Genomic DNA, 24,007 nt, shown 5'->3' with positions numbered 1-24,007 from the left:
CTCAATCCCCCCGCCGCAGGGCCTCTTCGGTCTTCCGGCGGAGTTCCTCGAGGGCCCGGGAGATGCGCGGGACCGGACGCCGTAGGCCCTGAAGCACCTCCGGGGGAAGACTCCGGAGCTCGGTCAGGGCTCGCTCCCTGATCTCCGAAAGGGACGGAGCGGGGGCCGTCCTCCTTCCGTCCTTCAACACCGGACGCAGAAGGGGTTCCCCGACAAGGGCCTCCTCCCGCAGGCCCAGTTCGTCTTCCAGAAACTTTCCCTCCTCCTTCCGTCGGAAGACCTGCTTGCGCCCCGGATAGGTCACCTTCCCTTCGGAGAGTTTCATGCAGGGGCGGCCCTCGTACTCCACCAGCTTGTAGGCGAGATCCAGATACGGAGCGTCGTGAGACACCCCCATGCGGGTGCCCACTCCAAAGGCGTCCACCGGAGCACCGCTTTCCACTATCTCGGAGATGCGCCGTTCGTCGAGCCCCCCGGAGACGAAGATGCGCACCTCCTTAAGACCGGCCTCGTCCAGGATCCGGCGCACCTCCCGGGAGAGTTCGATCACATTGCCGGAATCGAGACGCACTCCCCGAACCAGGATGCCCTCTTCCGCAAGGCGCCGAGCCAGCCGTGCGGCCACCTTCGCCCCCCGCAGGGTATCGTAGGTGTCGATCAGGAAGACCGCTTTATCCGGAAAGTTCTCCGCAAAGGCCAGGAAGGCCTCCTCCTCGGAAGGAAAACTCTCCACGAAGGAGTGAGCCATGGTTCCGGTGACGGGGATACCGAAGAGCTTTCCGGCCAGCACATTGCTGGTGGCGGAGAACCCGGCGATGTAGGAGGCCCTTGCGGCGTGGAGCCCGGCCTCAAGCCCGTGGGTGCGGCGGGCCCCGAAGTCCACGCAGGTTCGCCCCCGGGCCGCCAGTACGCACAGGGCCGCTTTGGTGGCCAGGGTGGTCTCCACATTGACCAGGTTTATCACCAGCGTTTCCACGATCTGCGCCTCCGGAAGCGGAGCCGTGATTTCCACCACGGGTTCGTTTTCAAAAAAGACCGTCCCCTCCGGAAGCGCCCACACCTCGCCGGTAAAGCGAAAGCCCCGCAGGTAGTCCAGAAAGTCGGCTCGAAAGAGTCTCAGGGACTCCAGGTAGGCGAGATCCTCGTCGGTGAAACGGAATTCGCGCAGGGCTTCAAGAAGCGGCTCCAGCCCGGCAAAAAGGAGAAAGGATCGCGAGGGAGGGAGTTTGCGCACGAAGAGGGAAAAGGTGGCCCGGGCGAACATGCCCCGGGCCACATAGACCTGGGCCATGGTGAGTTCGTAAAGATCCGTGAAAAGAGCGGAGGGACGAAGCCAGTTAGTGATGGACATGTTTCAACGGATTTCGGCCTTGTAGATGCGTTCCATCCTTTTAAGGGCAAAGGCGTGGGCCTCGGGATCAAAGTCGGCCACCGCGTCCCCGGGCACCACCACCCGAAAACCCCGGAAAAAGGCCCCCGCTGCCGTATCCATAACGCAGATGCTGGTGCACACCCCGCAGAGCCACACCTCCTCCACCCGGAGCTCCCGGAGCACCTCCTCCAGTTCGGTGCGGAAGAAGGCATCAAAGCGGGTCTTCTCTATCACCCGGTCGCCCTCCCCGGGAGCCAGGTCGGGGACCACCTCCGCCCCCCAGGTCCCCCGGACGCAGTGGGCGGGAAAGGCGGCGAACTCCGCATCGTCCGGGGCGTGAGCGTCACAGACGAAGATCACCGGTTCACCCCGGGCCCGGAATTCCTCTACGAGCTCTTTCACCCGGGGGATGATCCTTCGAGCCGTCTCGCCGCAGTAGAGCACCCCTTTCGGATCCACGAAGTCGTTCAGCATGTCTATCACGATGAGGGCCCGCATGACTCACCCCTTTTTCCGCAAAGTTAATAGGGCTTCGAGCGTTTGGCAAGGATGGGCCTTTGGGGTTAAATAGGGGCATGCAACGGCGGGACCTCCTCCAGGTGCTGGTTGGTGGTGGGGCGTTTGCGCTTCTCGGATTTCTGGGATTGCGCACGGCGGAACACTTTCTGCCCCGCCCCCCCCGAAAGATCCTGATAAAGGAAAAGGACCTCCCCCTCCCGGGGAGGGTGAAGGTGGGGGAGGAGTACTTCCTGGTGAGGGCTGCCGACGGACGCCTTCGCGCCTTCTCCAGGAGGTGTCCGCACCTGGGCTGCACGGTGAACTACATCCCGGATCGGGAGCTTTTTCTCTGTCCGTGCCACCAGAGCCGTTTTACCCTGACCGGGGCTTACATCGCCGGACCGGCCAAGAGAGGGCTTTATGCGCTCCGTTTCGAAAGGACCCGAGCCGGACTTGTCCTCGAGATACCGGGTTAGCCCGCGGATTTCCTGGATGCTCACCGCCGCCCTGCTGGTGGCCGTGGCGTCGGGCCTCTTTCTGGCCTATCCCTTCTCCGAATCCGCGCCCTTCGTTTCCACGGTGGGGATCGAGAATGTGGTCCCCTTCGGGGATTTCTGGCGCAGGGTGCATTACTTTAGCGCCTGGCTGGTGCTGCTTTCCCTGCTTTATCACGCGGTGGAGGCCCTCCTGGCCCGGGCCTACCTTCGGCGCACGCCCCTTTCCTGGCTGGGGCTCACCCTCTCCCTTCCCCTCCTCTTTATCCTTGCCTTCACCGGATACATTACCCGATGGGACGAAACCGGACGGCTGGCCGGCTACATCGCCGAAAGCCTGACCCTGAAGATCCCCCTGGCCGGGAAAACCCTTGACGCCCTGCTCTTCATGGTGCGGGAGGACGGAGTGCACCGGGCCTATCTCTTTCACATCTACGGCTCCCTGGGCCTTCTCCTGGGGATGGGCGTCTGGCACTTCAGGCTGCGGCGACTGCCCCTTTCCGAACTGCTCCTCGCCCTGGTCCTTTGTTGTGGAGCGGCCCTGGTGATTCCGGTGGGCTTGCACGCCCCGGGGACCTATCTACTGGTCAAGGGCCCCTGGTTCTTCGTGGGTATCCAGGAGGCCCTGCGTCACCTCCGTCCGGAGGTGGCCGGGCTGCTCTTTCCCCTGGCGGGGCCGGTCTTCTATCTGGTCGTCGTCTTCCCCCGGGTTCGGCGTGCGGCCCTGCTGGGACTCACCCTCTGGGGGCTCCTTTACGGGGGACTTACCCTCTGGGGGCTCTGGCGATGAAAAGAGGGCTGGCTTTCGCCCTGGTGATCCTCCTCGTGGCGGTGGTGATCAGGGAAAGGAGGTTTCGTCGCGCCCCCAGGGTTTACACCCTGACCTCCGGCAGGGTGGACATGTGTCTGGCCTGTCATCGGGAGAGCCCGGGACGGGCTCACGCCCGCGGAGTGGTGGGGTGTGCGGACTGTCACCTGGGAGATCCCCTCACCGTGGAGAAAGAACGGGCCCACCGGGGAATGGTGAAGAACCCGGCGGACCTGCGGCTGGCCGATCGCACCTGCGGGCGTCCGGAGTGTCACCCCGGCTACGGCAGGAGGGTCAAAAAGAGCCTCATGGCCACCAACAGAGGCATCATCACCACCCTGCGGTATTACTGGGGAGAGATAAAGGACTTCGGGGCCGAGGCCTCGGTGGAGGCCCTCATGAAGAGCGGGGAGAGTTCCCCGGCTCTGGACTACTTCCGCAAGCTCTGCGGAACCTGTCACCTGTGGCTTCCCCGGGAGAAGCTTCCGGGATTCCTCAGGGAGAAGGGCGGAGGGTGCGCGGCCTGCCACCTCGTCCCTGGGAAGGGGCCCGGGAAAAGACCTCACCCGGTGCTCACCCGCAGGATTCCCGTCAAGAATTGCGCTCGATGCCACAATCGTAGCGGTCGCATCGGGTTGTCCTATCAGGGACTTTACGAAAACGAACAGTACGGAGCCCCCATTCGCGAGGGCACCTTCGGCGCGGAGGAGCTGGCCGACGGTCGCTTCGTCTCCCGGATACCCCCGGATGTGCACTACAAGGCCGGAATGAGCTGCGTGGACTGTCATGTCCAGAACGAAACCATGGGCGACGGAAGGAGTTACGCCCACCTCGAGGAATCCGTGGAGATCACCTGCGAGACCTGTCACGGCGGAGACGGAAAGACCCGGAAGGGGACCCGGCTCTCCAACCTGGTGAGGAGGAACGGAAAACTCTATCTCCGGGCCAAACTCACCGGCAAACTCCTCCTGATTAAACCCCCGGATCCCGTGGCCTGTCGGCATCGGGTACATCGCCGTCTGGCCTGTTACGCCTGTCACGACCGCCGCGTCCCCCAGTGTTTCGGCTGTCATGTGCGAAGGGACCCCCGGGAAAGACAGCTCGACAAGCTCTCCTTCCGCAAGACCGCAGGGCTGTGGGAGGAGTTCCGGAGTTACATGCGCTTGACCCGGCCCACCCTGGGCCTTTACCGAAACAGGGTGGAGATTCTGGTTCCGGGCTGACAGGACTTCGTGACCCTTCTTTCCCCGGAGGGGAAGGTGGAGAGGGAGTTCCGGCGCATCACCTGGTCCCACCAGTATCCCCACAACACCGGAAGGGCCCGGGGATGTCCGGATTGCCACGCGGATCCCAAGACCCTGGGACTGGGATACGGAACACTGACCTATCTGGGAGGCGACCGATGGCGTTTCACCCCTGCGGAAGCCCCGGCGGAGCTCCTGGGGCTCGATCACGGTCTCTCCCAGGTGGTCACCCTCTCGGGGAAACCCCTGGTGCACTTCCGGCCGGGAGTGCGGGCCTTCGGGGCCGAGGACCTCCGGCGCATCCTGAGGGTGGGCCTGTGTCTGCCCTGTCATCGGGACTTTTCCGATCCCGTGATGCGAAACTGGCCGCCCCGGCGCCCCTGCCCGGTTTTTCCCCTGAGAAGTGGCCCTCGAAATCTGGACAGTATAAGTAAAAATTAAATAAGTCGAAGGGGGAAAGCAGGTCCAGGAGGGCCTGAGGTCAGGGGATAATGGAGGATATTCGGGAGCCAGAGGGAGGGATCGGGAAAGCCGGTGGTGGAACGCGATTTTTTAGACCGGAATCCGGAGGAAGGGTTGAACCGGGAGGAGAAGAGCGAGTTCGAGGGAGGTAAAGTTTTTCCCTGGTTTCAGGCAGTGAGCCATGAAGATCTGGTTCGGGAGATCACGGGGAACCCCGAGGCCTCTATGAGAATATTGCGATGAGATGCGGGTTCACCCGGGATGCGGTGTTTGCGGGGCGGCTCGTCATCTGTCAGCCCAGCCACGGGTATCGTTTTTCCGTGGAGGCCCTGGTCCTTGCGGGGTTCGTGCGTCTTCGGGGACGGGAACGGGTGGTGGAACTCGGAGCCGGATGCGGGGTGATCGCGGCGGTGCTCGCTCTGCGCTATCCCGGGGTACGGATCTGGGCCCTGGAGATTCAGGAACTCCTGGCCCGGGCCCTGAGATGTACCGTTTTCGAAAACGCTCTATCCAACCGGGTGTTTCCGGTGCGCGGAGATGTAAAGGCCCCTCCCTTTAAGGCGAATTCCTTTTCCGCGGTGGTGGTCAATCCCCCCTTTAAACCCCTTTTCGCGGGAAGGGTCCCTCCGGAGGAGTCCCACCGGGTGGCCCGCACCGAGGCCCTGGCCACCCTTTCCGACTTTCTCCGGGCCGCCCGGGGGATTCTCCGGACCGGAGGACGGATCTTTCTGGTGCACACCGCCCTGCGCACGGCGGAGGTGCTCTCGGAGATGCGCTCCTGCGGGCTCGAGCCCAAGCGCCTGCGTTTCGTGCACTCCTACCCCGGGGACGAGGCCCGATTCCTGCTGGTGGAGGGAATCAAGGGAGCCGGGCCGGAGGTCCGGGTGGAGCCCCCCCTTTACCTCTACCGGGATAGGGAGGGGGACTACAGCCCGGAGGTGGCTAATTTCTTTTCCCGGCCTGAAGAAGGACTCTCCGCCAGGCCCTGAAGACCTCCCGCAACTCCGGATCCTCGATCACGCGCACGGATTCCTCCAGACGGGCTTCCTCCTCCGGGGAGAGTTCGGGAAGGCGTTTTTTACGGCGCGGGCGGGGAAAGACCTCCACCACGAAACGGATCTCCCGGAAGAGTTCCCTTCCCGCTCGCCGGTTAAGAAGGGAGAGGATCCGGGGGGCTTCGAAACGGAGGGCCGAGGCCCAGACCGGATCGCTCACCGCCAGGGTGAGAACCCCTCTGGCAAAGGCCGCGGGACGGGTGCGGGAGGCCAGCTCCTCGCCCACGATCTCCTCCCAGTCCGAAAGGACCCGCCAGGCCGCGAGCCTCTCCCGATACCCCGGGGCCGGGAGGAGACCTTCCAGGACCCTGCCCAGCGGTTCCATCAGAATCTTTCCCGGACTCTGGCGAGTTTTTCCTCTATCGTCTTCCGGATCTCTTCGAGTCGTTCGGGACTCCGGGCCTCAAAACGCAGCACCAGAACGGGCTGGGTGTTTGAGGCCCGCACCAGCCCCCATCCGTCGGGAAAGACCACCCGGGCTCCGTCCACATCGATGACCTCGAATCCCTCCTCCTTCAGCGTCCGCACCAGCTCTTCCACCACCCGGAACTTGATCTCGTCCGGACACTCGGTACGGATCTCCGGGGTGCTCCAGGTGCGCGGGAGGTCGGCCAGCATCTCCGAAAGTGGGCGTTCGCTTTCGGAGACGATTTCGGCAAGTCGCAGACTGGCGTATACTCCGTCGTCGAACCCGAACCAGCGATCCGCGAAAAAGATGTGTCCGCTCATCTCTCCGGCGAGCACCGCCCCGGTCTCCTTCATCTTGTTCTTGATGAGGGAGTGCCCGGTCTTCCACATGAGGGGGCGCCCTCCGGCCCGGGCGATCTCGTCGTACATCACCTGCGAACACTTGACCTCGCCGATAACGGTGGCTCCGGGGCGCTCGGAAAGAACCTTGCGGGCAAAAAGCACCATGAGCTGGTCTCCCCAGAGGATCTCCCCCTTTTCGTTCACCACCCCCAGCCGATCTCCGTCGCCGTCGTAGCCCACTCCGAAATCGGCTCCCACTTCCACCACGCGCCGGCGCAGGGCCCTGAGGTTTTCCGGAACCACCGGATCGGGATGATGGTTGGGAAAGGTGCCGTCCACCTCGCAGAAGAGACACTCCACCTCGCAGCCGAGGTCCCGAAAGACCTCCGGGGCAGTAAGGGAACAGACGCCGTTTCCCGGATCGAGCACCACCCGCAGGGGACGGAAAAGACGGATGTTTTCCCGAAGGTAATTCTTGTAGGGGGTGAGGGCGTCCAGTTCCTCCGTGTCCCCGCTTCCGCTCTCGAAGTCCTCCTTTTCGATGAGCTCCCGCAGGGCCCGAATTTCGGCTCCGTAAATGGTCTCCTTTCCCACGCAGATCTTCAGCCCGTTCATGTCCGGGGGATTGTGGGAGCCGGTGACCTGGATCCCCCCGTCGAAGCCCTCGAAGTAGTGCAGGGCGAAGTACATGACCGGGGTGGGGGTCAGACCAATACGGGTCACCGAGATCCCGCTGGAGGTGATTCCCTCGATAAGGGCGGCCTCGAGCTCCGGGCTGGAAAGTCTCCCGTCGCGTCCGCACAGTACCTTTCGCCCTCCCCGTCTCCGGATCACCGTGCCGTAGGCCCGCCCGATGGCCCGCACCACCTCGGGGGTGAAGTCCTCCCCCACCTTCCCCCGGATGTCGTATTCCCGAAAAATGTAGGGGCTGACCCTCATTCCCTTACCTCCTGGCCAGATCTTTTATGCGGAGTTCCAGGTAACGGTTCCCCTGGAACTCGGAAATGCAGGGACTCGCGGCAAGATAAAGCCTGCCTCCCCCTTCGTTGAGGAAAGTTAAGGCTTTTTCCGGAAAGTTGAACCCCACGGCGGAAAGCCCCAGGCCCTCCTGCCAGAGGGTGAAACGGAGGTGTTTTTCCGCCACGAGGCGCGGCTGTCTCACCTCAAACCCGGAAAAGGCCAGCACCGGTTCGGGATTCCCCGGTCCGAAGGGGGCGAGCCTCTGGAAGCCCTCCACGAATTCGGGATCCAGGACCTCCCTGAGGCGGACCTGCCCCTCCAGGGTCAGCCTGGGTTTGAGCGGAGAACGAAGTCCCTTTTCGGAAAGGAGGTGCTCCACCGCCCGGGCGAAGGCCCGCTGAAACTCCTCCAGGGCCTCCGGGGAGATCTTGAGCCCCCCTGCGGCGGGATGCCCTCCGTAGGCCAGGAGGTTTTGCTGGCACAGGCGAAAGGCCCGGTAGAGATCCACCTCGGGGATGCTGCGGCCCGAGCCCTTGAGCACCTCCCCCTTTCGGGTAAGGAGTACCACCGGGCGGTAGAACCTCTCGGCTATGCGACCGGCCGCAATCCCCAGAACCCCCAGGGGCCAGTCCTCCCCGTAAAGAACTATTCCCGCGGGGGGATCCGTTCCCTCCATCCGGGCCAGCGCCTCGGCAAGCACCCGTTCCTCCACCCTCTGTCGTTCGCTGTTGAGGCGATTCAGTTCGGCGGCCAGTTCCCGGGCCCTTTCCGGATCGTGGCTCACCAGGAGCTCGAAGGCCAGCCGGGCCTCCCGAAGCCTCCCGGCGGCGTTGATCCGGGGAGCCAGCCGAAACAGGACCTCCTCGGTGCCCACCGCTCCGTTCACCCCGGAAACCTCCATCAGGGCCTTGATCCCGGGGCGTTCGCTCGAGGAGAGTTCGGCCAGCCCGAAGAAGGCTATGAGACGGTTCTCTCCCCGCAGGGGGACCATGTCCGCCAGGGTGCCCAGAGCGGCAAGATCCAGATAACGCTTGAGATTAGGGACGGGCCTTGAGGAAAAGAAACCCGTTTCCAGTAGGTAGCGCCTGAGGGCCCTCACCAGGGCCAGCACGGTGCCCACTCCGGCAAGGTCGTGGAAGGGAGAGTCCCCGGGCAGGCGTTTTCCGGTGATCACGGCCCGGGCCGGGGGAAGACGCGGGGGAAGCTCGTGATGGTCGGTAACGATCACCTGAAGTCCGAGTCTTCGGGCCTCGATCACGGCCTCGTGACCGGTAATACCGCAGTCCACGGTGACGAGCACCCGCACCCCCTTTTCCCGGAAAAAGGGGAGGAGGTGGGCGTGAAAACCGTAACCGTCCCGTTCCCGGTGGGGAAAGAGGACCTCGGTCCGCGCCCCGATCTCCCGTAAAAAGAGGTGGAGGAGGGCCGCCCCGGTCACCCCGTCGGCGTCGTAGTCGGCGTAGATGCCTATGGGCTCTCCGGCCGTAAGGGCCTCGGCAAGCGTCCTCACCGCCTCGGGCATCTCCGGGATGGTCATGGGATCGGCGAAGTCGGAAAGCTCCGGATAGAGGAAGGCGTGAGCCCTGCGGGGGTCCCGAAATCCCCGATTGGCCAGCAACACCGCCAGCAATTCCGGGAAACCGCCGCGATGGCGCAACTCCTCCACGATTTCTCGAGGGGGGAGCTTCAGGATCCAGTGATATTGAGCGAACCCCATGGGAGTCCTTTCAAGGCTAGAGACTACGGACTAAATTGTCAAGGTGATGGAAAGCGCAAAGGTGGAGCTCCGGGTAAACCCGCGCCGCCTTTCCTTTTTGAGATTCCTCCTCGAGGGGTTCGGACATCTGGCCCTGCCGGTAACCCTTTCCGGCCGGGAAGGGAGGGTTCTACTTCTGGTGCATCCCGACGAGGAGGAACGCCTGCGCGGGATCCTGCGGGACCTCGATCCCTGGTTGACCTAGCGTTTCGCCTCCCGGATTTCGAACTGAACCACGCTTATGTCCCTGATCTTGTCTCCGTAAAAGAAGGCCAGCCGTTGCGTAATGGTCTTTTTTAGCTCCAGAAAACCCCGGCGGGTCTCCAGTTTCCGGTAGGGAAACTTCTGAAGGCTGTCCAGGATCAGGGTGGCCAGGCGTCCCTGATTGGCCCGGAGTTCCTCCGCGGATCGGCGATCCCAGGCCTCCACCACCACGCTCACCCGAACATACTTCCCCACGGGAGCCCCTCTGGGGCTTGCGGCGATGTCCGGGATCAGGATCTGGGTGGGGGTGAGCTTTTTTTCCAGATCGTAAAGATCCCTGGGGGACCTCTCCCGAATTACATCGAAGGGAAGGGCCCGGATGAGGGAGGCGGTCTCCCGGGATCCTCCCCGGAGGTTCACCAGAAAACGCCGCACCGCGGTCCACTTCAGGATCAGGATCAGGATTACGCAGACCAGAAAGAGGAGGATAAATACCCTAAGGTAGTTGCGCATGTTCCCTGAAGGCCTTAAGGGCCAGTTGCTGAAGGAGGTGATCCGCCAGCACCAGGCGCACCATGGCCTCGCAGACCGGGACGATCCTGGGGATGGCCGAGGCGTCGTGGCGCCCCCCCACCCGGATGCGCACGGGTTCTCCCTTTTCGTTTACGGTTTCCTGTTCCTTGGCGATGCTGGGAATGGGTTTCACCGCCACGCGGCAGACTATCTCCTGACCGGAGGAGATCCCGGCCAGCACCCCACCGGCGTTGTTGGAGAGGAAACCCTCCGGGGTGATGGGGTCGTTGTTTTCCGAACCCTTCTTTTCCGCCGCGGCGAAACCGGCCCCGATCTCCACCCCCTTCACCGCCCCGATACTCATCAGGGCCTTGGCGAGATCGGCATCCAGCTTGTCGAAGACGGGTTCTCCCAGCCCGGGGGGGACCCCGGTGGCGAGCACCTCCACCACCCCTCCCAGGGAGTCCCCTTCCCGGCGGGCTTCCTCGATCCGGCGGCACATCTCCCGATAGGCCTCCGGATCCGGACAGAAGAGGTGATTGCGTTCTATCTCGGAAAGATCCCTCCGTCGGGCCCACACCCCGCCCAGGGCCACCGTGTAGGCCCGCACCTCGATGCCGTAGCGGGAGAGTACCTTTCTGGCCACGGCGCCGGCGGCCACCCGGGCCACGGTCTCCCGCCCGCTCGAGCGCCCTCCCCCCCGCCAGTCCCGCAGGCCGTACTTCCAGAAGTAGGTGCAGTCCCCGTGTCCGGGACGGAATACCTCCCGGAGAGGTTCGTAGGCGGAGGAGCGGGCGTCCCGGTTGTAGATCACCAGGGCAATGGGAGTTCCCAGGGTGCGGCCCTCGAAGACCCCGGAGAGGATCTCCACCCGATCCGGTTCCCGGCGGGGCGATTCCCCGAGGTGTTTCCCCGGACGCCGCCTTTCCAGTTCGACCTGAATGTCCTCCTCGGAGAGAGGGATCCCCGGCGGACAGCCGTCTATAACCGCCCCCAGGGCCCGACCGTGGGATTCCCCGAAGGTGGTAACCCGGAAAAGTCTCCCGAAGGTGTTGCCCGGCATTTAATCCTTCTTTTTTCCGAAAAGGAGTTTTCTTTCCTCAAGCGATAGACCCGTAAGACGGGGTTCTATCTCCGGTTTGAAGACGATGGTCCGGCGTCCCAGTCGCTTGGCGGAGTAGAGCAATTGATCCACCTCCCGTAACAGCTCCCGGGTGCCGATCCGCTGATTCGGGCGGAAGACCGCGCCTCCTATGCTCACCGTAATTCCGATCTTACCGTCCGGGGTGTCAAACCTCAAGGCCTCGATGGCCTCCTTGAGGCGGCGGGCCGCGCCCAGGCCGCCGTAGAACCCGGTTCCCGGGAGGATCACCGCGAATTCCTCCCCCCCGTAACGGGCGGGAAAGTCCACCCGGCGGACGGTTTTCAGGATGGTGCGCCCCACCGCAGCCAGCACCCGGTCTCCGAAATCGTGCCCGTAGGTATCGTTTAGCCTCTTGAAGTGATCCAGATCCAGCATGAGAAGGGTAAAGGAGCTGTCTTCCCGACGGCTCAACTCCACGGCGCGTTCCAGGTTTTCCTCAAAACTGCGCCGGTTGTAAAGTCCCGTGAGATAGTCCCGGCTGTATTCCTGATAAAGGATGTCGTAGGCCCGGCAGATAAGTTCCAGCCTTTCACGCAACCGGGGATCGGTAACCTCGGTGAGGATTTCCCTGAGAAGATGCAGGGCTTTTTCGGGAAGGCTTAGCATTAAGTTAAGCCGGCCTCCGGAATTTCCAGAAATAAAGAGCTTCCTCCGGGCCCCAGAGACGGATCAGACCCAGAAAAAAGGCTCCACAAAGGGGTATATTAAACCATATCGGGACCTTTTCCCGGAGAATAAAGGCTAATCCTCCCATGAAAGCGGTTCCGGACGCTATTTTAAAAAATCCTAACCAAAATCTTAAAGGAAGCAAGCCTCCTATGCGCAGATTGAGCACGAAGAGCAGAAAGGCCCCCTGAAAGGAGAGGGCCACGGCGGTACCGAGGGCCACGGCCTTGAAGCCCAGGTGCTTCAGGGAGAGGAGGATTACGGTGAGGTTGACCCCCACGGAAAGTAAACTGGAAAGGGCCGGAAGGAGGGTGTTGCCCAGGGCGTAGAATACCGGCACCACCACTTTGGTGGTCCCGTAGAGGGGAAGGCCCAGGGCGAAGAGCCTCAGGGCCTCGGCGGTGTGGCGCGTGTCCGCGGGGGAGAAGCGTCCGTGTTCGAAGATGAGCCGCACGATGGGTTCGGCCAGGACGACAAGGCCCGTCGCGGAGGGGAGGGAGAGACTCAGGCCCACCAGCAGGGAGGAGCCGAAGGTCTTTCTCAGGCCTTCGTAGTCCTCTCGGGCGGCGCGCCGGCTGGCCTCGGGAAGAAGGGCCAGGGATAGCCCCACCCCGAAAAGCCCCAGCGGCACATACATGAGGCGAAAGGCGTAGGCCAGCCAGGAAACGGCTCCCTCTCCGCAGGAGGTGGCGAAGTAGGTGTTGAGGAAGACATTGAGCTGCATGGCCGAGAGCCCCAGGACCGAGGGAGCCATGAGGCGAAGGGTCTCCGAGACCGCCGGTGAGCGGGGGGCGGGACGAAATTGAAATCGAAACCCCCTTCGACGGAGGAAGGGGAGGTTGAAGGCCGCCTGGACGAACCCCCCCACGAGCACCCCCAGGGCCAGACCCGTTACCGGGGGGAGCCCCAGCCGCGCAACCAGAAAGTATAATCCCACCCCAACTCCCACGGCGGAGGCGTTGAAGAGGGCCGAGGAAAGGGCCGGCCAGAAGAAGACCCCCAGGGCGTTGAGCATCCCGGCCAGTATGGCGGAGAGGCTTATGAAAAAGAGGAAAGGCCACATGATCCGGGTGAGGGAGACGGTGAGTTCGAATTTTCCGGGAACTTCCCGGAAGGCCGGGGCCAGCAGGTGAACCAGCCCCGGGGCCAGGACCTCCCCCAGGAGAATCACCCCGGCGAGGAGGAGTCCGAAGGTGGAAAGCACCTCCGAGGCCGCCCTGAAGGCCGCGGAGGGGTCCCTCCTTTCCCGGGTGGCGCTGAAGACCCTGGTGAAGGCCATGCCCAGGGCCCCCTCGGCGAAGAGGTCCCGAAGGAGATTGGGGATACGGTAGGCCACCACGAAGGCGTCCATTTCCCGTCCGGCCCCCAGGAGAAGGGCCAGAACCTGTTCGCGCACCAGGCCCAGGAGACGGCTTATCACCACCGCCACGGTTACCGCCCGGGCCTGGCGGGCTATCCTGGAGGCACCGTTGCGATCGGCCATACGAGTTTCCGTGACTTTCGGCTCCTTCGGGTTAGGCTATAATAAAAAAACCCTTTTGTGGAGGAGCGAAATGCCGGTGGCCACCATTGAGGAGGCGATCGAGGACATCAGGGCCGGAAGGATGGTCATCGTGGTGGACGACGAGGATCGCGAAAACGAGGGCGATCTGGTTATGGCCGCCGAGAAGGTGACCCCCGAGGCCATCAACTTCATGGCCAAGTACGGGCGGGGATTGATCTGTCTGACCCTCACCCCGGAGGATGTGGAGCGTCTCCAGCTTCCCCTGCAGCCCCGGCGGCACGGTACCCAGTTTGACACGGCCTTCACCGTGTCCATCGAGGCCCGGCACGGGGTCACCACCGGGATCTCCGCCTACGACCGGGCGCACACCATAAAAGTGGCCATAGATCCGAAAAGCGGTCCCGAGGACATCGTGACCCCGGGGCATGTGTTCCCCATCAGGGCCCGGGAGGGAGGGGTCCTGGTGCGGGCCGGGCACACCGAGGCCTCGGTGGACCTGGCCCGTCTGGCCGGTCTGCGTCCCGCGGGGGTGATCTGCGAGATCATGAAGGACGACGGGACCATGGCCAGGCTCCCGGATCTTGAGAAGTTCGCCGCCGAACACGGCCTCAAGATCATCACCATCCGGGACCTTATTGCCTATCGCCTCCGCAACGAGTGCCTGGTCAAGCGGGAGGTGGAAACCCGTCTCCCCACCCCCTGGGGGGAGTTCCGGCTTTACGCCTACACCAATCTGGTGGATCCCTTCACCCATGTGGCCCTGGTGAAGGGGGAGGTTACCGAGGATCCCATTCTGGTGCGGGTTCACTCGGAGTGCCTGACCGGGGATGTCTTCGGATCGCTCCGGTGTGATTGCGGGCCGCAGCTCATGCGGGCGCTCGAGATGATCGCCGAGGAGGGCAGGGGAGTCCTCCTCTATCTTCGCCAGGAAGGCCGCGGGATCGGGCTCCTCAACAAACTGCGGGCCTATGTGCTTCAGGATCAGGGGAAGGACACGGTGGAGGCCAACGAGGCCTTGGGCTTCAAGGCCGATCTCAGGGACTACGGGATCGGGGCGCAGATCCTGCGGGATCTCGGCGTGCGCCGCATGCGTCTCATGACCAACAATCCCAAGAAGATAGTGGGGCTTGAGGGCTACGGTCTCAGGGTGGTGGAACGGGTGCCCATTGAGATCAAGCCCCACGACGAAAACTACCGTTATCTCAAGTGCAAGAGGGAGAAGCTGGGTCATCTTTTGAACATCTTCGATTACTGAAGGAGGCCGTCATGGTGAGGGAAATTCAGGGGCGTTATCGGGGGGAGGGGCTCCGCTTCGCTCTGGTGGTGGGGCGGTTCAACTCCTTCATCAGTAAGGAGCTTCTCAAGGGGGCCTTCGACGCGCTCTTCCGGCACGGAGTGCGGGAGGAGGATGTGACCGTGGTCTGGGTGCCCGGTTCCTTTGAGATTCCGCTCGTGGCCAAACGGCTGGCCGCAAGCGGACGGTATCAGGCGGTGATCTGCCTGGGGGCCATCATCCGCGGGGCCACCCCCCATTTTGAGTATGTGGCCTCGGAGTGCGCCAAGGGGATCGCTCAGGCGGCCCTGGAAACCGGGGTGCCCATCATCTTCGGGGTGCTCACCACCGACACCATCGAGCAGGCCGTGGAAAGGGCCGGCACCAAGGCCGGAAACAAGGGGTTCGAGGCGGCCATGGCCGCTATCGAGATGGCCGATCTCATGGCTCAGCTCTCTTGATCCTCTGCGTCCCCTCCCTTTTTTCCGAGGTAAGCGGAGAAGCGGCCTACGCCCGGTCCCTGGCCCGGGCGCTGGTTGAACTTGTCCCCGGAGCCGAGGTTTTTTCCCTGAAGGATCGGGTAACCGACGAGAGGTATGTTCCGGCCGGGAGATTTTTCCCGGGCCGAAGGTCGTTTCCGGTTTTGCGGGCTCCGGCGATCTTTTCCCGGATCACTCTCTGGCCGTGGGCCCTGCCCCTCCTCCTCCGCGGAAAAGAGGTGGTCTTCGTCCTTCACGGAGTTGAGGCCTGGCGGAGATACCCCCCTCCGGCACGCTGGGTCTTTCGTAAGGCCCGGGCCTTCCTTTCCGTAAGCCGCTATACCGCGGAGCGTTTTTTCCGTGAGAACACCCTTTCGCGTCCCTGGTACCTCCTTCCCCCCACCCTTGATCCCTTTTTTCCGGGGGATCCCGCTCCCTCTGTTTCGATAAAGTGTCCCTATCTCCTCACCGTGGCCCGGCTCTCAAAAGACGCCTCCTACAAAGGGGTGGATCTGGTCATCCGGGCCCTTTACGAACTGCAAATGGATTTTCCCACCCTTCAGTATGTGGTGATAGGGGGAGGGGACCTGTTATCCCGATATCGGCGCCTCAGTGAGGAGCTCGGCCTGAGGCATCGGGTCCATTTTCTCGGAGAGAGGAGGGAGGTGGCTCCCTTTTTCCGGGGGGCCACCCTCTTCGTTCTGGTCAGCCGGGGGGAGGGGTTCGGAATCTCCTTTCTCGAGGCCATGTACTTCCGAAAGCCGGTGGTCGGAGCCTCCGCCGGCGGGATTCCGGAGGTGGTGCGCCAGGGAGTAAACGGTCTTCTCGTGCCTTACGGGGACATAGAGGCCTTGACCTCCGTACTCAGAAGATTATTAACCCAGGAGGAAGAGGCCTGGAGAATGGGAGAAAACGGACATCGGATCCTGCGGGAGGAATATGTTTTCCCCCGGTTCCGGGAAAAATTGAGGCAAATTTTGAGGGAACTCGAATGGGTCTGAGACATCGCGGCAGACAGATCGCCCTCCAGGTGCTTTATCAGTGGGATGTGGCCGGGATCTCTCTTGAGGAGGCCCTGAGCGGATACCTTAAACACCTCAATCCTCCGCTTGAGGCCTTCGCCTTTGCCCGGGAATTGGTGGAGGGAGTGCGGGATAAGAGGGAAATTCTCGACGAGATCATCTCGCGGTATTCCCGGAACTGGCGCCTGGAACGGATGCTCGCCACCGACCGTAACATCCTCCGTCTGGGCACCTATGAGTTGCTTTTCCGGCCGGATATTCCGCCCCGGGTGACCATAAACGAGGCCGTGGAACTGGCCAAGGAGTTCGGCACCGAGGACTCTCCGGCCTTCGTAAACGGTATTCTCGATGCCATCTATCATCGCGAGGTGGAGGGTGGAAAAGGTTCCTGACCCCTTCCGTCCCGAGTTCTGGAAGGCTTACCAGGATTCCTTCCGGACCCCTGAGGACGAGGAATTCCTTAAGCCCGACTTCTGGGATCGGATGGCCGACACCTACGATGAGCTGGAGAAACAATCCTTCTACCGGGACATGGTGGAGAGCGTGGTGGCGGAAATGGGAAGGGTCGGGGCGCTGGCTCCGGAATTTACCCTCCTGGATGTGTGCTGCGGCACCGGCACCTATACCGTGCGTTTCGCTCCCAGGGTAAGGCGGGTGGTGGCCCTGGACATCTCCCCGGGGATGCTCACCGTGCTGCGCGGAAAGCTCAGGGAGGCGGGGATCGAGAATGTAGAGGTAGTCGAGGCCGACTGGCGCAGGTGGACCTTCTCCGGGACCTTTGATACCGTCTTCGTCTCCCTCACCCCGATCCTCAACGATTTGAGGGAGGTGGATCGTCTTCTGACCCTTACCCGGCGGTTTCTGGTTCTGGTGCACTGGGCGGGTTTGAGGGAGAACGAACTCTTCAGCGAGGTGCTCGAGCGATTTTTCGGCCGCCGTCCCCGACGCCGCAGTCCCGGGGCGGTGGTCCTTTTCAATTATCTATTTTCCAGGGGTTTTCCCGCGGACATCCGGTTTTTTTCCGGACTCTGGGAACGCAATCGTCCCCTGGAAAAGGAACTCGAAAGGCTGCTCTGGAAGCTGCGCGGCGAGGGGCTTTCGGTGGACGAGAAACTCCGGGAGGACCTCCGGACCTTTCTGGAGAACCGGGCCCGCGGGGGACGGGTATCCTCCCGCACGAGGGTCCGCATCGCCTTAGTGCTGGCCGATCTCCGGAAGGAGCCCCTTGCCTTCGCCCGGGGGAGTGCTACTAATTAGGTTCAAATGGGTGTCCTGGTGGAAGCCCGGGGGCTCGAGATGTCCTACGGGGGGAGACCCGCCGTGAGAGGGGTCTCCTTTACGGTCTCCTCCGGAGAGATCCTCGGCCTTCTCGGACCTAACGGAGCCGGAAAGACCACCATCCTGAAGATCCTTTCCACCCAGATCGTTCCCGCCGGCGGCAGGGTGGTGCTGGCCGGGGTGGATGTGATGGCCAGGCCCGAGGAGGCCCGATCCAGGTTCGGCTACCTTCCCGAAAATCCGCCTCTTTACGATTATCTGGAGGTGGGGGAATACCTGTCTTTCGTGGCGGAGGCCCGGGGCCTTTCGGGAGGTCAAAAGAGGGAGAGGATGGAGTGGGTTGTCGAGGCCTGCGGACTCGCGGGGGTGTTCCACCGGCCCATAGGGGAGCTATCCAAGGGATTCCGGCAGAGGGTGGGTCTGGCCCAGGCCCTGATCCACGATCCTCCGGTGCTGATCCTCGATGAGCCCACCACCGGGCTCGATCCCCTCCAGATTGCCGAAATGCGCGGTCTTATCCGGGAACTCGCCCGGGAAAAGGCGATCATTTTTTCCACGCACATCCTTCAGGAGGTGGAGGCCCTGGCCGATCGCGTTCTCATCCTGAATCAGGGACGGGAGGTGGCCTCCGGCACCCGGGAGGAGATTTACCGCCGGATCTATCCCCGGCCGGTCTACCGGGTGCGCACCGCCGGGGAGCCTCCGGAAACCGAGGGTCTTCCCGGGGTGCGCGAGGTGAAACGCCTGAGAGAGGGGGAATACCGGGTGATCCTGGAGGAGGAGAAGACGGATCTGGCCTGTATGCTGTGCGAGCGGGGCTGGCGGGTGCGGGAGTGTCATCCGGAAAGGCTTTCCCTTGAGGATCTATTCCTGAAGCTGGTGAGGAGTGCGTGATGCGCGGGGTGTGGGTGATCCTCAAAAAGGAATATCTGGGATACCTGCGTTCTCCTCTGGCCTACATCTTTGCCGTGGCCTTTTTGCTGGTGGTGAACGGCCTTTACATGAACACCTTTTTCCTGGCGCGCGTTTGCGACATGCGCGCCTTTTTTGAGCCCTTCCCGGTGATCCTCCTGGTTTTCGTGTCCGCCCTCACCATGCGGGTATGGGCCGAGGAGCGTAAAAGCGGGACGCTGGGCCTGCTTCTATCCTTTCCCTTCTCGACCCGGGCCCTGGTGGCGGGAAAGTTCCTGGGTACCTATCTTTTTGCCCTCACCGTGCTGGGAGGCACGCTGATCATACCCCTGATGCTCGCGGTGCTGGGAGATCCGGACGGGGGGGCTCTGCTGGCCGGCTACCTCGGTGCGGCCCTGCTTCTGGCCTTCTACCTGGCCCTGGGGCTTTTCGTCTCCGCCCTCTTTGAGGACCAGATCGCTTCCTTCGTGATCACCTCGGTGGCCGGGCTGGCCTGCATCCTGGCCGGAACCGATCTGGTCTCCTCCTCCCTGGATTCCTGGCTTCCGGGAGCGGGAAGTTTCTTGCGTAACGCCCTGGGCATAATCCCCCATCTTTCCCCCTTTTTGAAAGGGGTGGTGCCCCTGCGCGAGCCCCTCTTCTTCCTGATCTACACGGGGGTTTTCCTGACTCTTAACCACTTCACCGTGGCCGGGTATCTGCGCCATTTCCGGCGGAAACTGTTTTATCCCTCGGTGGTGGTGTGGCTGGGGGTGGCCGTGGTGACCAACGCCATTCTGGCGGATATGCGACTGCCCCGCGTGGATCTTACCGAGGAAAAGCTTTACACCCTCTCTCCGGTCACCAGAAAGGTCCTTTCCCGTCTTAAGGCCCCGCTGCGGATTACCTATTATGTGTCCTCCCCGGAGAAATTGCCCCCGGCCATGCGCAATCTCACGGTGGAGGTGCGGGCCCTTCTGGAGGAGCTTTCCGCCCTGAACCCCCGGGTGCGCTACGCGGTGGTGGATCCCGGCCGGGATCCGGAACTGGAGAGAAAACTCCGCGATCGCGGGGTGGAACCCTTCGCCGTTCAGACCATCGAAAGGGATAAGGTGAGCGTGCGGAGGGTTTATAGCGCCATCGCTATTTCCTACCTGGACAAACCCGAGGAGATCATCCCTCAGATCGTTCCGGACTCCCTTTCCACCCTGGAGTACGATTTGGTATCGCGTATTTACAAGTTGACCCTTCCCCGGAAACCCGTGGTGGCCCTTCTTACCGGGAACGAATTCCTTTCCGGGGGGTTCCGCACGGCCCGTGAGCTTTTCCGGGCCCTGGGGCTCGAGGTCAGGGAAACCCCTCTCACCCAAAAGGAGGGGCTCCCGCGAAAGACCCGGCTCCTGGTGATCCTCTCTCCGGGAAAACTGAACGACCGGCAGCTGTTTGAGATCGGGCGTTTTCTCCATCGGGGCGGCGCCGTCCTGGTGGCCACCTCCGCGGCCCGTTTCTCCTACCAGACCGGCCCCTCCGGAGAGATCCTGGCCACTCCGCTCCCCCAGGACCTTTCCCTGGACAAGCTCCTTCGCACCTACGGCCTGGAGATCCGCAGGGAGTTTCTCCTGGACCGTCAGATGGTTACCATGGCCATCTCCCAGGAAAGGGAAATGGGGCTTTTCCGGGCCCTGGTGCATGTTCCGGTGAACTTCCCCATGCAGGTTCAGATCCTGCCCCCTCAGATGAATCGCACCTCTCCTCTCACGCACGGGCTTGAGGCCCTGCTTTATCTCTGGGGAAGCCCGCTCCGGTTGGATTCCTCAAAAATAAAGGCGCTCGGGCTCAAGGCCACGGTGCTTTTCACCTCCTCCGCCGGGGCCTGGACCGAGAAGGCGGAGCCGGGGCCCCTCTCGGAGGCGGACCTGAAACCCCCGGCCAGGACCGGGGCCTATCCCCTGGCGGTTCTTCTCGAGGGGCGTTTTCCGCTCCCCTTTAACGGCACCGCTCCCCCCTGGCCCGGGGAAAAGTCCTCCGGGAAAAAGAAGACCGCAGAGGGGTCCGGGGCGGAGGCCTCCGGAAAAGAGGCTCGTTCCGGAAGGCTTCTGGTGGTGGGTTCCGGGGCCATGTTCGCGGACGGTATCATCGACATCTTTGACAACGCCCTGTTTCTGGCCAACGCCGCCGAGGCCCTTGCGCTGGGCGGCGAACTTCTCTCCCTGCGGGCCAAACTCAAACCGGTTCGTTATCTCCCTCCGATTCCCGCTTCGGAGCGTCTGCTGTGGCGGATCGTGGTGGTCTTTTGTCCGGCCCTTTTCTGGATTCTCTTCGGAACGGTGATCTTCTGGCGCCGCCGGGCCCGCCGCGGGAAATTTTTCGAGGAGGTCTCCGGTGAGTCCCCGTAACCTGGTCTTTTTGCTCGGTCTCCTGGTCATTCTCACGGTGATGTACCTGGTGGTTCAGCGGGCCGAGCGTCCCGAAGGGATGAGAGAGGCCCTCCTCACGCGTCTGGGGCATCGGGACTGGAAGGATGCGGACGAGATACGGGCCTGGCTGGGCAACTCCACGCGGAAACTGGTTATCAGATTTTCCGGAGGCCGGTGGGAGGTATGGGGACCCTCCCGAAGGGAGAACTTCCCTCACCCGGCCAGGGAGGCCCTGGTCGAGAGGCTTCTTTCCGATCTTTCCTCCCTTTCCGGAGAGGAGAGGGCCAGCGGAAAGGATTACGAGGCCCGATTTGATCTCACCCCGGAAAGCGCCCTGCACATAGCCGGATTCCGGCAGGGCCGGGAACTCTTCCATCTGCTGGTGGGGAAGAGGGGGCCTTACTGGGAGAGCTGTTTCGTGCGTCTCCACGGGCGGGAAGAAATCTACCTGATCCCGGAGAACCTCCTTGCCCGCTTCGAGATCTGGTCCGACAAACCCGCTGCTCCGTCGATAGACCCCTGGGTGGATAAAACGGTCCTCAGCCTCGATCCCGGGAACCTGCGAAAGATGGCCTTTTTCTGGAGGGGTAGCCCCCTTTTTCTTCTAAAAAGGGAAAAGAAGGGCTGGACCCTTGAGGCCGGAGGCAAAAAGCGCGTCCTTTCCGGGGAGGAGGTAACCAGGCGTCTTCGGAGGATTTTTCCCCTTCTCGCGGAGGAGGTGGTTTCTCCGCAGAAATTCGGAACCGAGGAGGGGATCCTTGAGGTGGAGACGGAGACCCGGCCCTGGAGACTCCTTTTCTCCCGGGGGGGAAGGGAATTTTACTATGTAAAAAAGGGAAGTTATGTTTACCGGGTCAGGGCCGAGGTGGTGCGAAAGCTCAAAAGACTTTTCTGATCAGCGCACGCAGACCGCCCGTACCTGTTTGAGATCCGTCTCCCCGGAAAGCACCTTCAGGATTCCGTCCTGCTTGAGGGTAAACATTCCGTTGCGCATGGCCGCATCCCGGATCTCGTGCACCGGGGCGGCCTTGACGATGAGTTCCCGAACCTCGTCGTTGGGGACCAGCAGTTCGTGGAGGGCCACCCGTCCCCGGTATCCGGTGTGGTTGCAACGACCACAGCCCACGGGTCGATAAAGGGTGGCCCGGCGTATGTCTTCCTCGGTTAGAGTTTTCAGGGGATGTTTCCCGTACTCGAAGATGAGTTCCTCAATGTCCTTTTCGGTGGGTTCGTAGGGCTCCTTGCAGTCCGGACACAGTCGTTTGGCCAGTCGCTGGGCCAGCACCCCCAGCAGGGCGTCGGCGAAGTTGTAGGGATCTATGCCCATGCCCAGAAGCCGGGTTACGGTTTCCGGGGCACTGTTGGTATGGAGGGTGGAGAAGACCAGGTGCCCGGTGAGGGAGGCCTCTATGAGGGTATGAGCGGTTTCCTCGTCCCGGGTCTCGCCGATCATGATCACATCCGGGTCCGCCCGGAGGAAGGCCCGGAGGACCCGGGCAAAGGTTAGACCGATCTTCGGTTTGACCTGGACCTGACGCAGTCCCTCCTGCACGATTTCCACGGGGTCCTCGGCGGTCCAGATCTTTTTGCTGGGGCGGTTGATGTAGTGCAGGGCGGCGTGCAGGGTGGTGGTCTTACCGGAGCCCGTGGGCCCCACCACCAGGATCAATCCGTAGGGCATCTCCAGTAACTTTTTGAACTGTTCGAGCACCTCCGGGCGCAGCCCGATCTCCTCCAGGGTCCGGGCCTGGACCCCTCCCAGGATCCGCATCACCACATCCTCGTTGTTTTCTATGGTGGGAATGGTGGCCACCCGGACCTCGAAGACCTTGCCGGTGCGGGTGCGGAACTTGATCTTTCCGTCCTGGGGGAGGCGCTTTTCGGCGATGTCCAGACCGGCCATGATTTTGTACCGGGAGACCAGGGGACGCTTCATAGAATAGGGCACGGTCTGGAAGGGAATGCACTCCCCGTCTATGCGGAACCGGATCTGCGCCCCGCGGCGTCCGGTAAGACTCTCAATGTGGATGTCCGAGGCCCCCCGGTTGTAAGCCTCCTCCAGGATGTAATTGGCCAGCTGAACCACCACACTTTCCTGATCCTCGGGAAGGGCCTCCTCTTCCTCGGAGGTCTCTTCCTCCTCGGGTACAACTTCCAGCTCGGAGATGGAGGGGACCTCGATACCCTGAAATTTTCCGTAGTAAAAGTCTAAAAGCTTGAGAATGTCTTCCCTGATGCCGACGGCAATCTCAAAGTCCCGCAGTTCCAGGATCTTTTTGGCCTGTTCTATTTTGTCCAGATTGAAGGGATTGTCGGTAACCAGAAGGATTTTTCCCTCGTCGGTTTCCAGGGGGGCCACCACCAGCTGACGCAAAAAGGATTCCTTTACCCCTTCAAGGGCCCGGGGTTTGGTCTCTGGAGGTTCTCCGGAAAATTCCCAAAATGGGCAATTGTAAAACCGGGACAGAGCCTCCCCGATTTCACTCTTGGGTATCTGAAATTTTTCTATAAGAACCTGTTCCACACTCTCGCCGGTTTCTCTGGCGATTTCGGCAGCTTCTTTACATACGGAGGGGGTTACCACCTTTTTCTTTAGGAGGAACTTTAATCTCCCACAGGAGGATACGATGGCTTTCAGGAATTCTATTTTTTCCCGAAAGGCCTCTTTCTCTTCCGGAATTTCCTTGATAAGGGACTGATAAATAAAAAGAGCTTCATCGAATTCGTAAGCCTTTTCCAGGTTTTCGGCCAATTTTTTCTTTAGATTTAGGAGATCATTTTTTATTTCCGGTGTAAAAGAGACTTCTTTCAGGGCCTTTTTGAGAATACTGGCGGCCTTTTCGAAATGTCCTATGGCCTCTAGGCATTCCGCCAGCGCTCGATACACCTCGAGGGCGGGTTTTTCTTCGAGGAGTTCCTCCAGGATCTTTATGGCCTGCTGATAGAAGGCACCATCCTTCAAGATGAAGGCTTTTTTCAGGCGTTCCTCAAAGGGGGATTCCTCCCCCGTGATTTCCTCCGAGACCACCCCCTTGAAGGCCTCGAGCTCGAAGATGCGTTTCTGGATCTCCTGCTTCAGGCCGTTCTCCTCCTCGGAGACCAGGTTGCGCAGTTCCCTGTAGACCTGAAGGGCCTCGTCCACCAGGCCCTGTTTGGCGTAAAGTTCGGCTTCCTTGAGACGGTTTTCTATGTAATTCCTGAGTTCCCTGTCCAGCAT

At 62.0% G+C, this 24,007-nt stretch carries 25 protein-coding genes; 15 read left to right on the top strand and 10 right to left on the bottom strand.

Annotation, left to right across the window (positions count from 1 at the left end; translation table 11 throughout):
* Nucleotide 1 precedes the first annotated feature (1 nt).
* Both K3767_RS02280 and K3767_RS02275 read right to left on the bottom strand, forming a co-directional pair.
* Complete coding sequence (locus tag K3767_RS02280; protein WP_221171952.1) at nt 2-1,351, bottom strand: nicotinate phosphoribosyltransferase; 1,350 nt, start codon at nt 1,349-1,351, stop codon at nt 2-4.
* A gap of 3 nt (nt 1,352-1,354) precedes the next feature.
* A complete protein-coding gene (locus K3767_RS02275; protein WP_221171951.1) occupies nt 1,355-1,870 on the bottom strand; it encodes a cysteine hydrolase family protein in 516 nt (171 codons plus the stop codon).
* Nucleotides 1,871-1,929: 59 nt separating this feature from the next.
* Here K3767_RS02275 and K3767_RS02270 point away from each other — a divergent pair, with 59 nt between their 5' ends.
* The 6 genes from K3767_RS02270 to K3767_RS02245 all read left to right on the top strand — a co-directional run bounded on the left by K3767_RS02270 (nt 1,930) and on the right by K3767_RS02245 (nt 5,867).
* Nucleotides 1,930-2,346, top strand: a complete 417-nt coding sequence (locus K3767_RS02270) for a ubiquinol-cytochrome c reductase iron-sulfur subunit (protein ID WP_221171950.1) — start codon at nt 1,930-1,932, stop codon at nt 2,344-2,346.
* 16 nt (nt 2,347-2,362) lie between these two features.
* Nucleotides 2,363-3,154 (top strand): cytochrome b N-terminal domain-containing protein, encoded by a 792-nt coding sequence (locus K3767_RS02265; protein ID WP_221171949.1) that lies wholly within the window; start codon nt 2,363-2,365, stop codon nt 3,152-3,154.
* Nucleotides 3,151-4,395, top strand: coding sequence for a hypothetical protein (locus K3767_RS02260; protein ID WP_221171948.1), 1,245 nt, complete (start codon nt 3,151-3,153; stop codon nt 4,393-4,395). Before K3767_RS02265 ends, K3767_RS02260 begins: the two co-directional genes overlap by 4 nt.
* A gap of 36 nt (nt 4,396-4,431) precedes the next feature.
* Nucleotides 4,432-4,857, top strand: a complete 426-nt coding sequence (locus K3767_RS02255; protein WP_221171947.1) for a hypothetical protein — start codon at nt 4,432-4,434, stop codon at nt 4,855-4,857.
* A gap of 93 nt (nt 4,858-4,950) precedes the next feature.
* Nucleotides 4,951-5,121 carry a hypothetical protein gene (locus tag K3767_RS02250; RefSeq protein ID WP_221171946.1) on the top strand — a complete coding sequence of 57 codons (171 nt, stop codon included), beginning with the start codon at nt 4,951-4,953 and terminating at the stop codon, nt 5,119-5,121.
* Entirely contained in the window at nt 5,118-5,867 is a 750-nt protein-coding gene (locus K3767_RS02245) for a tRNA1(Val) (adenine(37)-N6)-methyltransferase (RefSeq protein ID WP_221171945.1), read from the top strand. The genes K3767_RS02250 and K3767_RS02245 overlap by 4 nt, the downstream gene beginning before the upstream one ends.
* Here the strand turns inward: K3767_RS02245 and K3767_RS02240 are convergent.
* Genes K3767_RS02240 through recJ form a run of 3 tightly spaced genes read right to left on the bottom strand, consistent with a single transcriptional unit; the run spans nt 5,821 to nt 9,360 of the window.
* Nucleotides 5,821-6,258, bottom strand: coding sequence for a DUF721 domain-containing protein (locus K3767_RS02240; RefSeq protein ID WP_221171944.1), 438 nt, complete (start codon nt 6,256-6,258; stop codon nt 5,821-5,823). The two genes, K3767_RS02245 and K3767_RS02240, sit on opposite strands and share 47 nt — an antisense overlap.
* Nucleotides 6,258-7,622: a phosphomannomutase/phosphoglucomutase gene (locus K3767_RS02235; RefSeq protein ID WP_221171943.1), complete on the bottom strand. Its 1,365-nt coding sequence runs from the start codon at nt 7,620-7,622 to the stop codon at nt 6,258-6,260. The genes K3767_RS02240 and K3767_RS02235 overlap by 1 nt, the downstream gene beginning before the upstream one ends.
* 4 nt (nt 7,623-7,626) lie before the next feature.
* Nucleotides 7,627-9,360 (bottom strand): single-stranded-DNA-specific exonuclease RecJ, encoded by a 1,734-nt coding sequence (gene recJ, locus K3767_RS02230; RefSeq protein WP_221171942.1) that lies wholly within the window; start codon nt 9,358-9,360, stop codon nt 7,627-7,629.
* A gap of 46 nt (nt 9,361-9,406) precedes the next feature.
* Here recJ and K3767_RS02225 point away from each other — a divergent pair, with 46 nt between their 5' ends.
* A complete protein-coding gene (locus K3767_RS02225) occupies nt 9,407-9,604 on the top strand; it encodes a DUF4911 domain-containing protein (RefSeq protein WP_221171941.1) in 198 nt (65 codons plus the stop codon).
* On the opposite strand, the gene K3767_RS02220 is transcribed toward K3767_RS02225, so the two are convergent.
* From K3767_RS02220 to murJ, 4 genes are read right to left on the bottom strand one after another with little or no spacing between them, the layout of a single operon-like run.
* Entirely contained in the window at nt 9,601-10,116 is a 516-nt protein-coding gene (locus K3767_RS02220) for a hypothetical protein (RefSeq protein ID WP_221171940.1), read from the bottom strand. The two genes, K3767_RS02225 and K3767_RS02220, sit on opposite strands and share 4 nt — an antisense overlap.
* Nucleotides 10,100-11,179, bottom strand: a complete 1,080-nt coding sequence (gene aroC / locus K3767_RS02215; protein ID WP_221171939.1) for a chorismate synthase — start codon at nt 11,177-11,179, stop codon at nt 10,100-10,102. Before aroC ends, K3767_RS02220 begins: the two co-directional genes overlap by 17 nt.
* Nucleotides 11,180-11,866 (bottom strand): GGDEF domain-containing protein, encoded by a 687-nt coding sequence (locus K3767_RS02210; protein ID WP_221171938.1) that lies wholly within the window; start codon nt 11,864-11,866, stop codon nt 11,180-11,182.
* A gap of 4 nt (nt 11,867-11,870) precedes the next feature.
* Nucleotides 11,871-13,409 carry a murein biosynthesis integral membrane protein MurJ gene (gene murJ, locus K3767_RS02205; protein ID WP_221171937.1) on the bottom strand — a complete coding sequence of 513 codons (1,539 nt, stop codon included), beginning with the start codon at nt 13,407-13,409 and terminating at the stop codon, nt 11,871-11,873.
* A 70-nt stretch (nt 13,410-13,479) separates the two neighbouring features.
* Here murJ and K3767_RS02200 point away from each other — a divergent pair, with 70 nt between their 5' ends.
* Genes K3767_RS02200 through K3767_RS02165 form a run of 8 tightly spaced genes read left to right on the top strand, consistent with a single transcriptional unit; the run spans nt 13,480 to nt 21,685 of the window.
* Nucleotides 13,480-14,685, top strand: a complete 1,206-nt coding sequence (locus tag K3767_RS02200; protein ID WP_221171936.1) for a bifunctional 3,4-dihydroxy-2-butanone-4-phosphate synthase/GTP cyclohydrolase II — start codon at nt 13,480-13,482, stop codon at nt 14,683-14,685.
* An 11-nt stretch (nt 14,686-14,696) separates the two neighbouring features.
* The gene (gene ribE, locus K3767_RS02195; RefSeq protein WP_221171935.1) at nt 14,697-15,164 is read left to right on the top strand and encodes a 6,7-dimethyl-8-ribityllumazine synthase; all 468 of its coding nucleotides are present in this window, start codon (nt 14,697-14,699) and stop codon (nt 15,162-15,164) included.
* Entirely contained in the window at nt 15,161-16,183 is a 1,023-nt protein-coding gene (locus tag K3767_RS02190; RefSeq protein ID WP_221171934.1) for a glycosyltransferase family 4 protein, read from the top strand. The genes ribE and K3767_RS02190 overlap by 4 nt, the downstream gene beginning before the upstream one ends.
* A complete protein-coding gene (gene nusB / locus K3767_RS02185; protein ID WP_221171933.1) occupies nt 16,174-16,596 on the top strand; it encodes a transcription antitermination factor NusB in 423 nt (140 codons plus the stop codon). The genes K3767_RS02190 and nusB overlap by 10 nt, the downstream gene beginning before the upstream one ends.
* Nucleotides 16,580-17,461: a class I SAM-dependent methyltransferase gene (locus K3767_RS02180; protein WP_221171932.1), complete on the top strand. Its 882-nt coding sequence runs from the start codon at nt 16,580-16,582 to the stop codon at nt 17,459-17,461. Before nusB ends, K3767_RS02180 begins: the two co-directional genes overlap by 17 nt.
* Before the next feature lie 6 nt (nt 17,462-17,467).
* Nucleotides 17,468-18,376, top strand: a complete 909-nt coding sequence (locus tag K3767_RS02175) for an ABC transporter ATP-binding protein (protein WP_221171931.1) — start codon at nt 17,468-17,470, stop codon at nt 18,374-18,376.
* Nucleotides 18,376-20,769, top strand: a complete 2,394-nt coding sequence (locus K3767_RS02170) for a Gldg family protein (RefSeq protein ID WP_221171930.1) — start codon at nt 18,376-18,378, stop codon at nt 20,767-20,769. The genes K3767_RS02175 and K3767_RS02170 overlap by 1 nt, the downstream gene beginning before the upstream one ends.
* The gene (locus tag K3767_RS02165; RefSeq protein WP_221171929.1) at nt 20,756-21,685 is read left to right on the top strand and encodes a DUF4340 domain-containing protein; all 930 of its coding nucleotides are present in this window, start codon (nt 20,756-20,758) and stop codon (nt 21,683-21,685) included. The genes K3767_RS02170 and K3767_RS02165 overlap by 14 nt, the downstream gene beginning before the upstream one ends.
* On the opposite strand, the gene K3767_RS02160 is transcribed toward K3767_RS02165, so the two are convergent.
* A complete protein-coding gene (locus tag K3767_RS02160; RefSeq protein ID WP_221171928.1) occupies nt 21,686-24,007 on the bottom strand; it encodes an ATPase, T2SS/T4P/T4SS family in 2,322 nt (773 codons plus the stop codon).

The organism is Thermosulfurimonas sp. F29, assembly GCF_019688735.1.
Taxonomy (GTDB): domain Bacteria; phylum Desulfobacterota; class Thermodesulfobacteria; order Thermodesulfobacteriales; family Thermodesulfobacteriaceae; genus Thermosulfurimonas_A.
The sequence above is the reverse complement of the archived record's forward strand: the minus strand, read 5'-3'. Positions and strand labels throughout refer to the sequence as shown.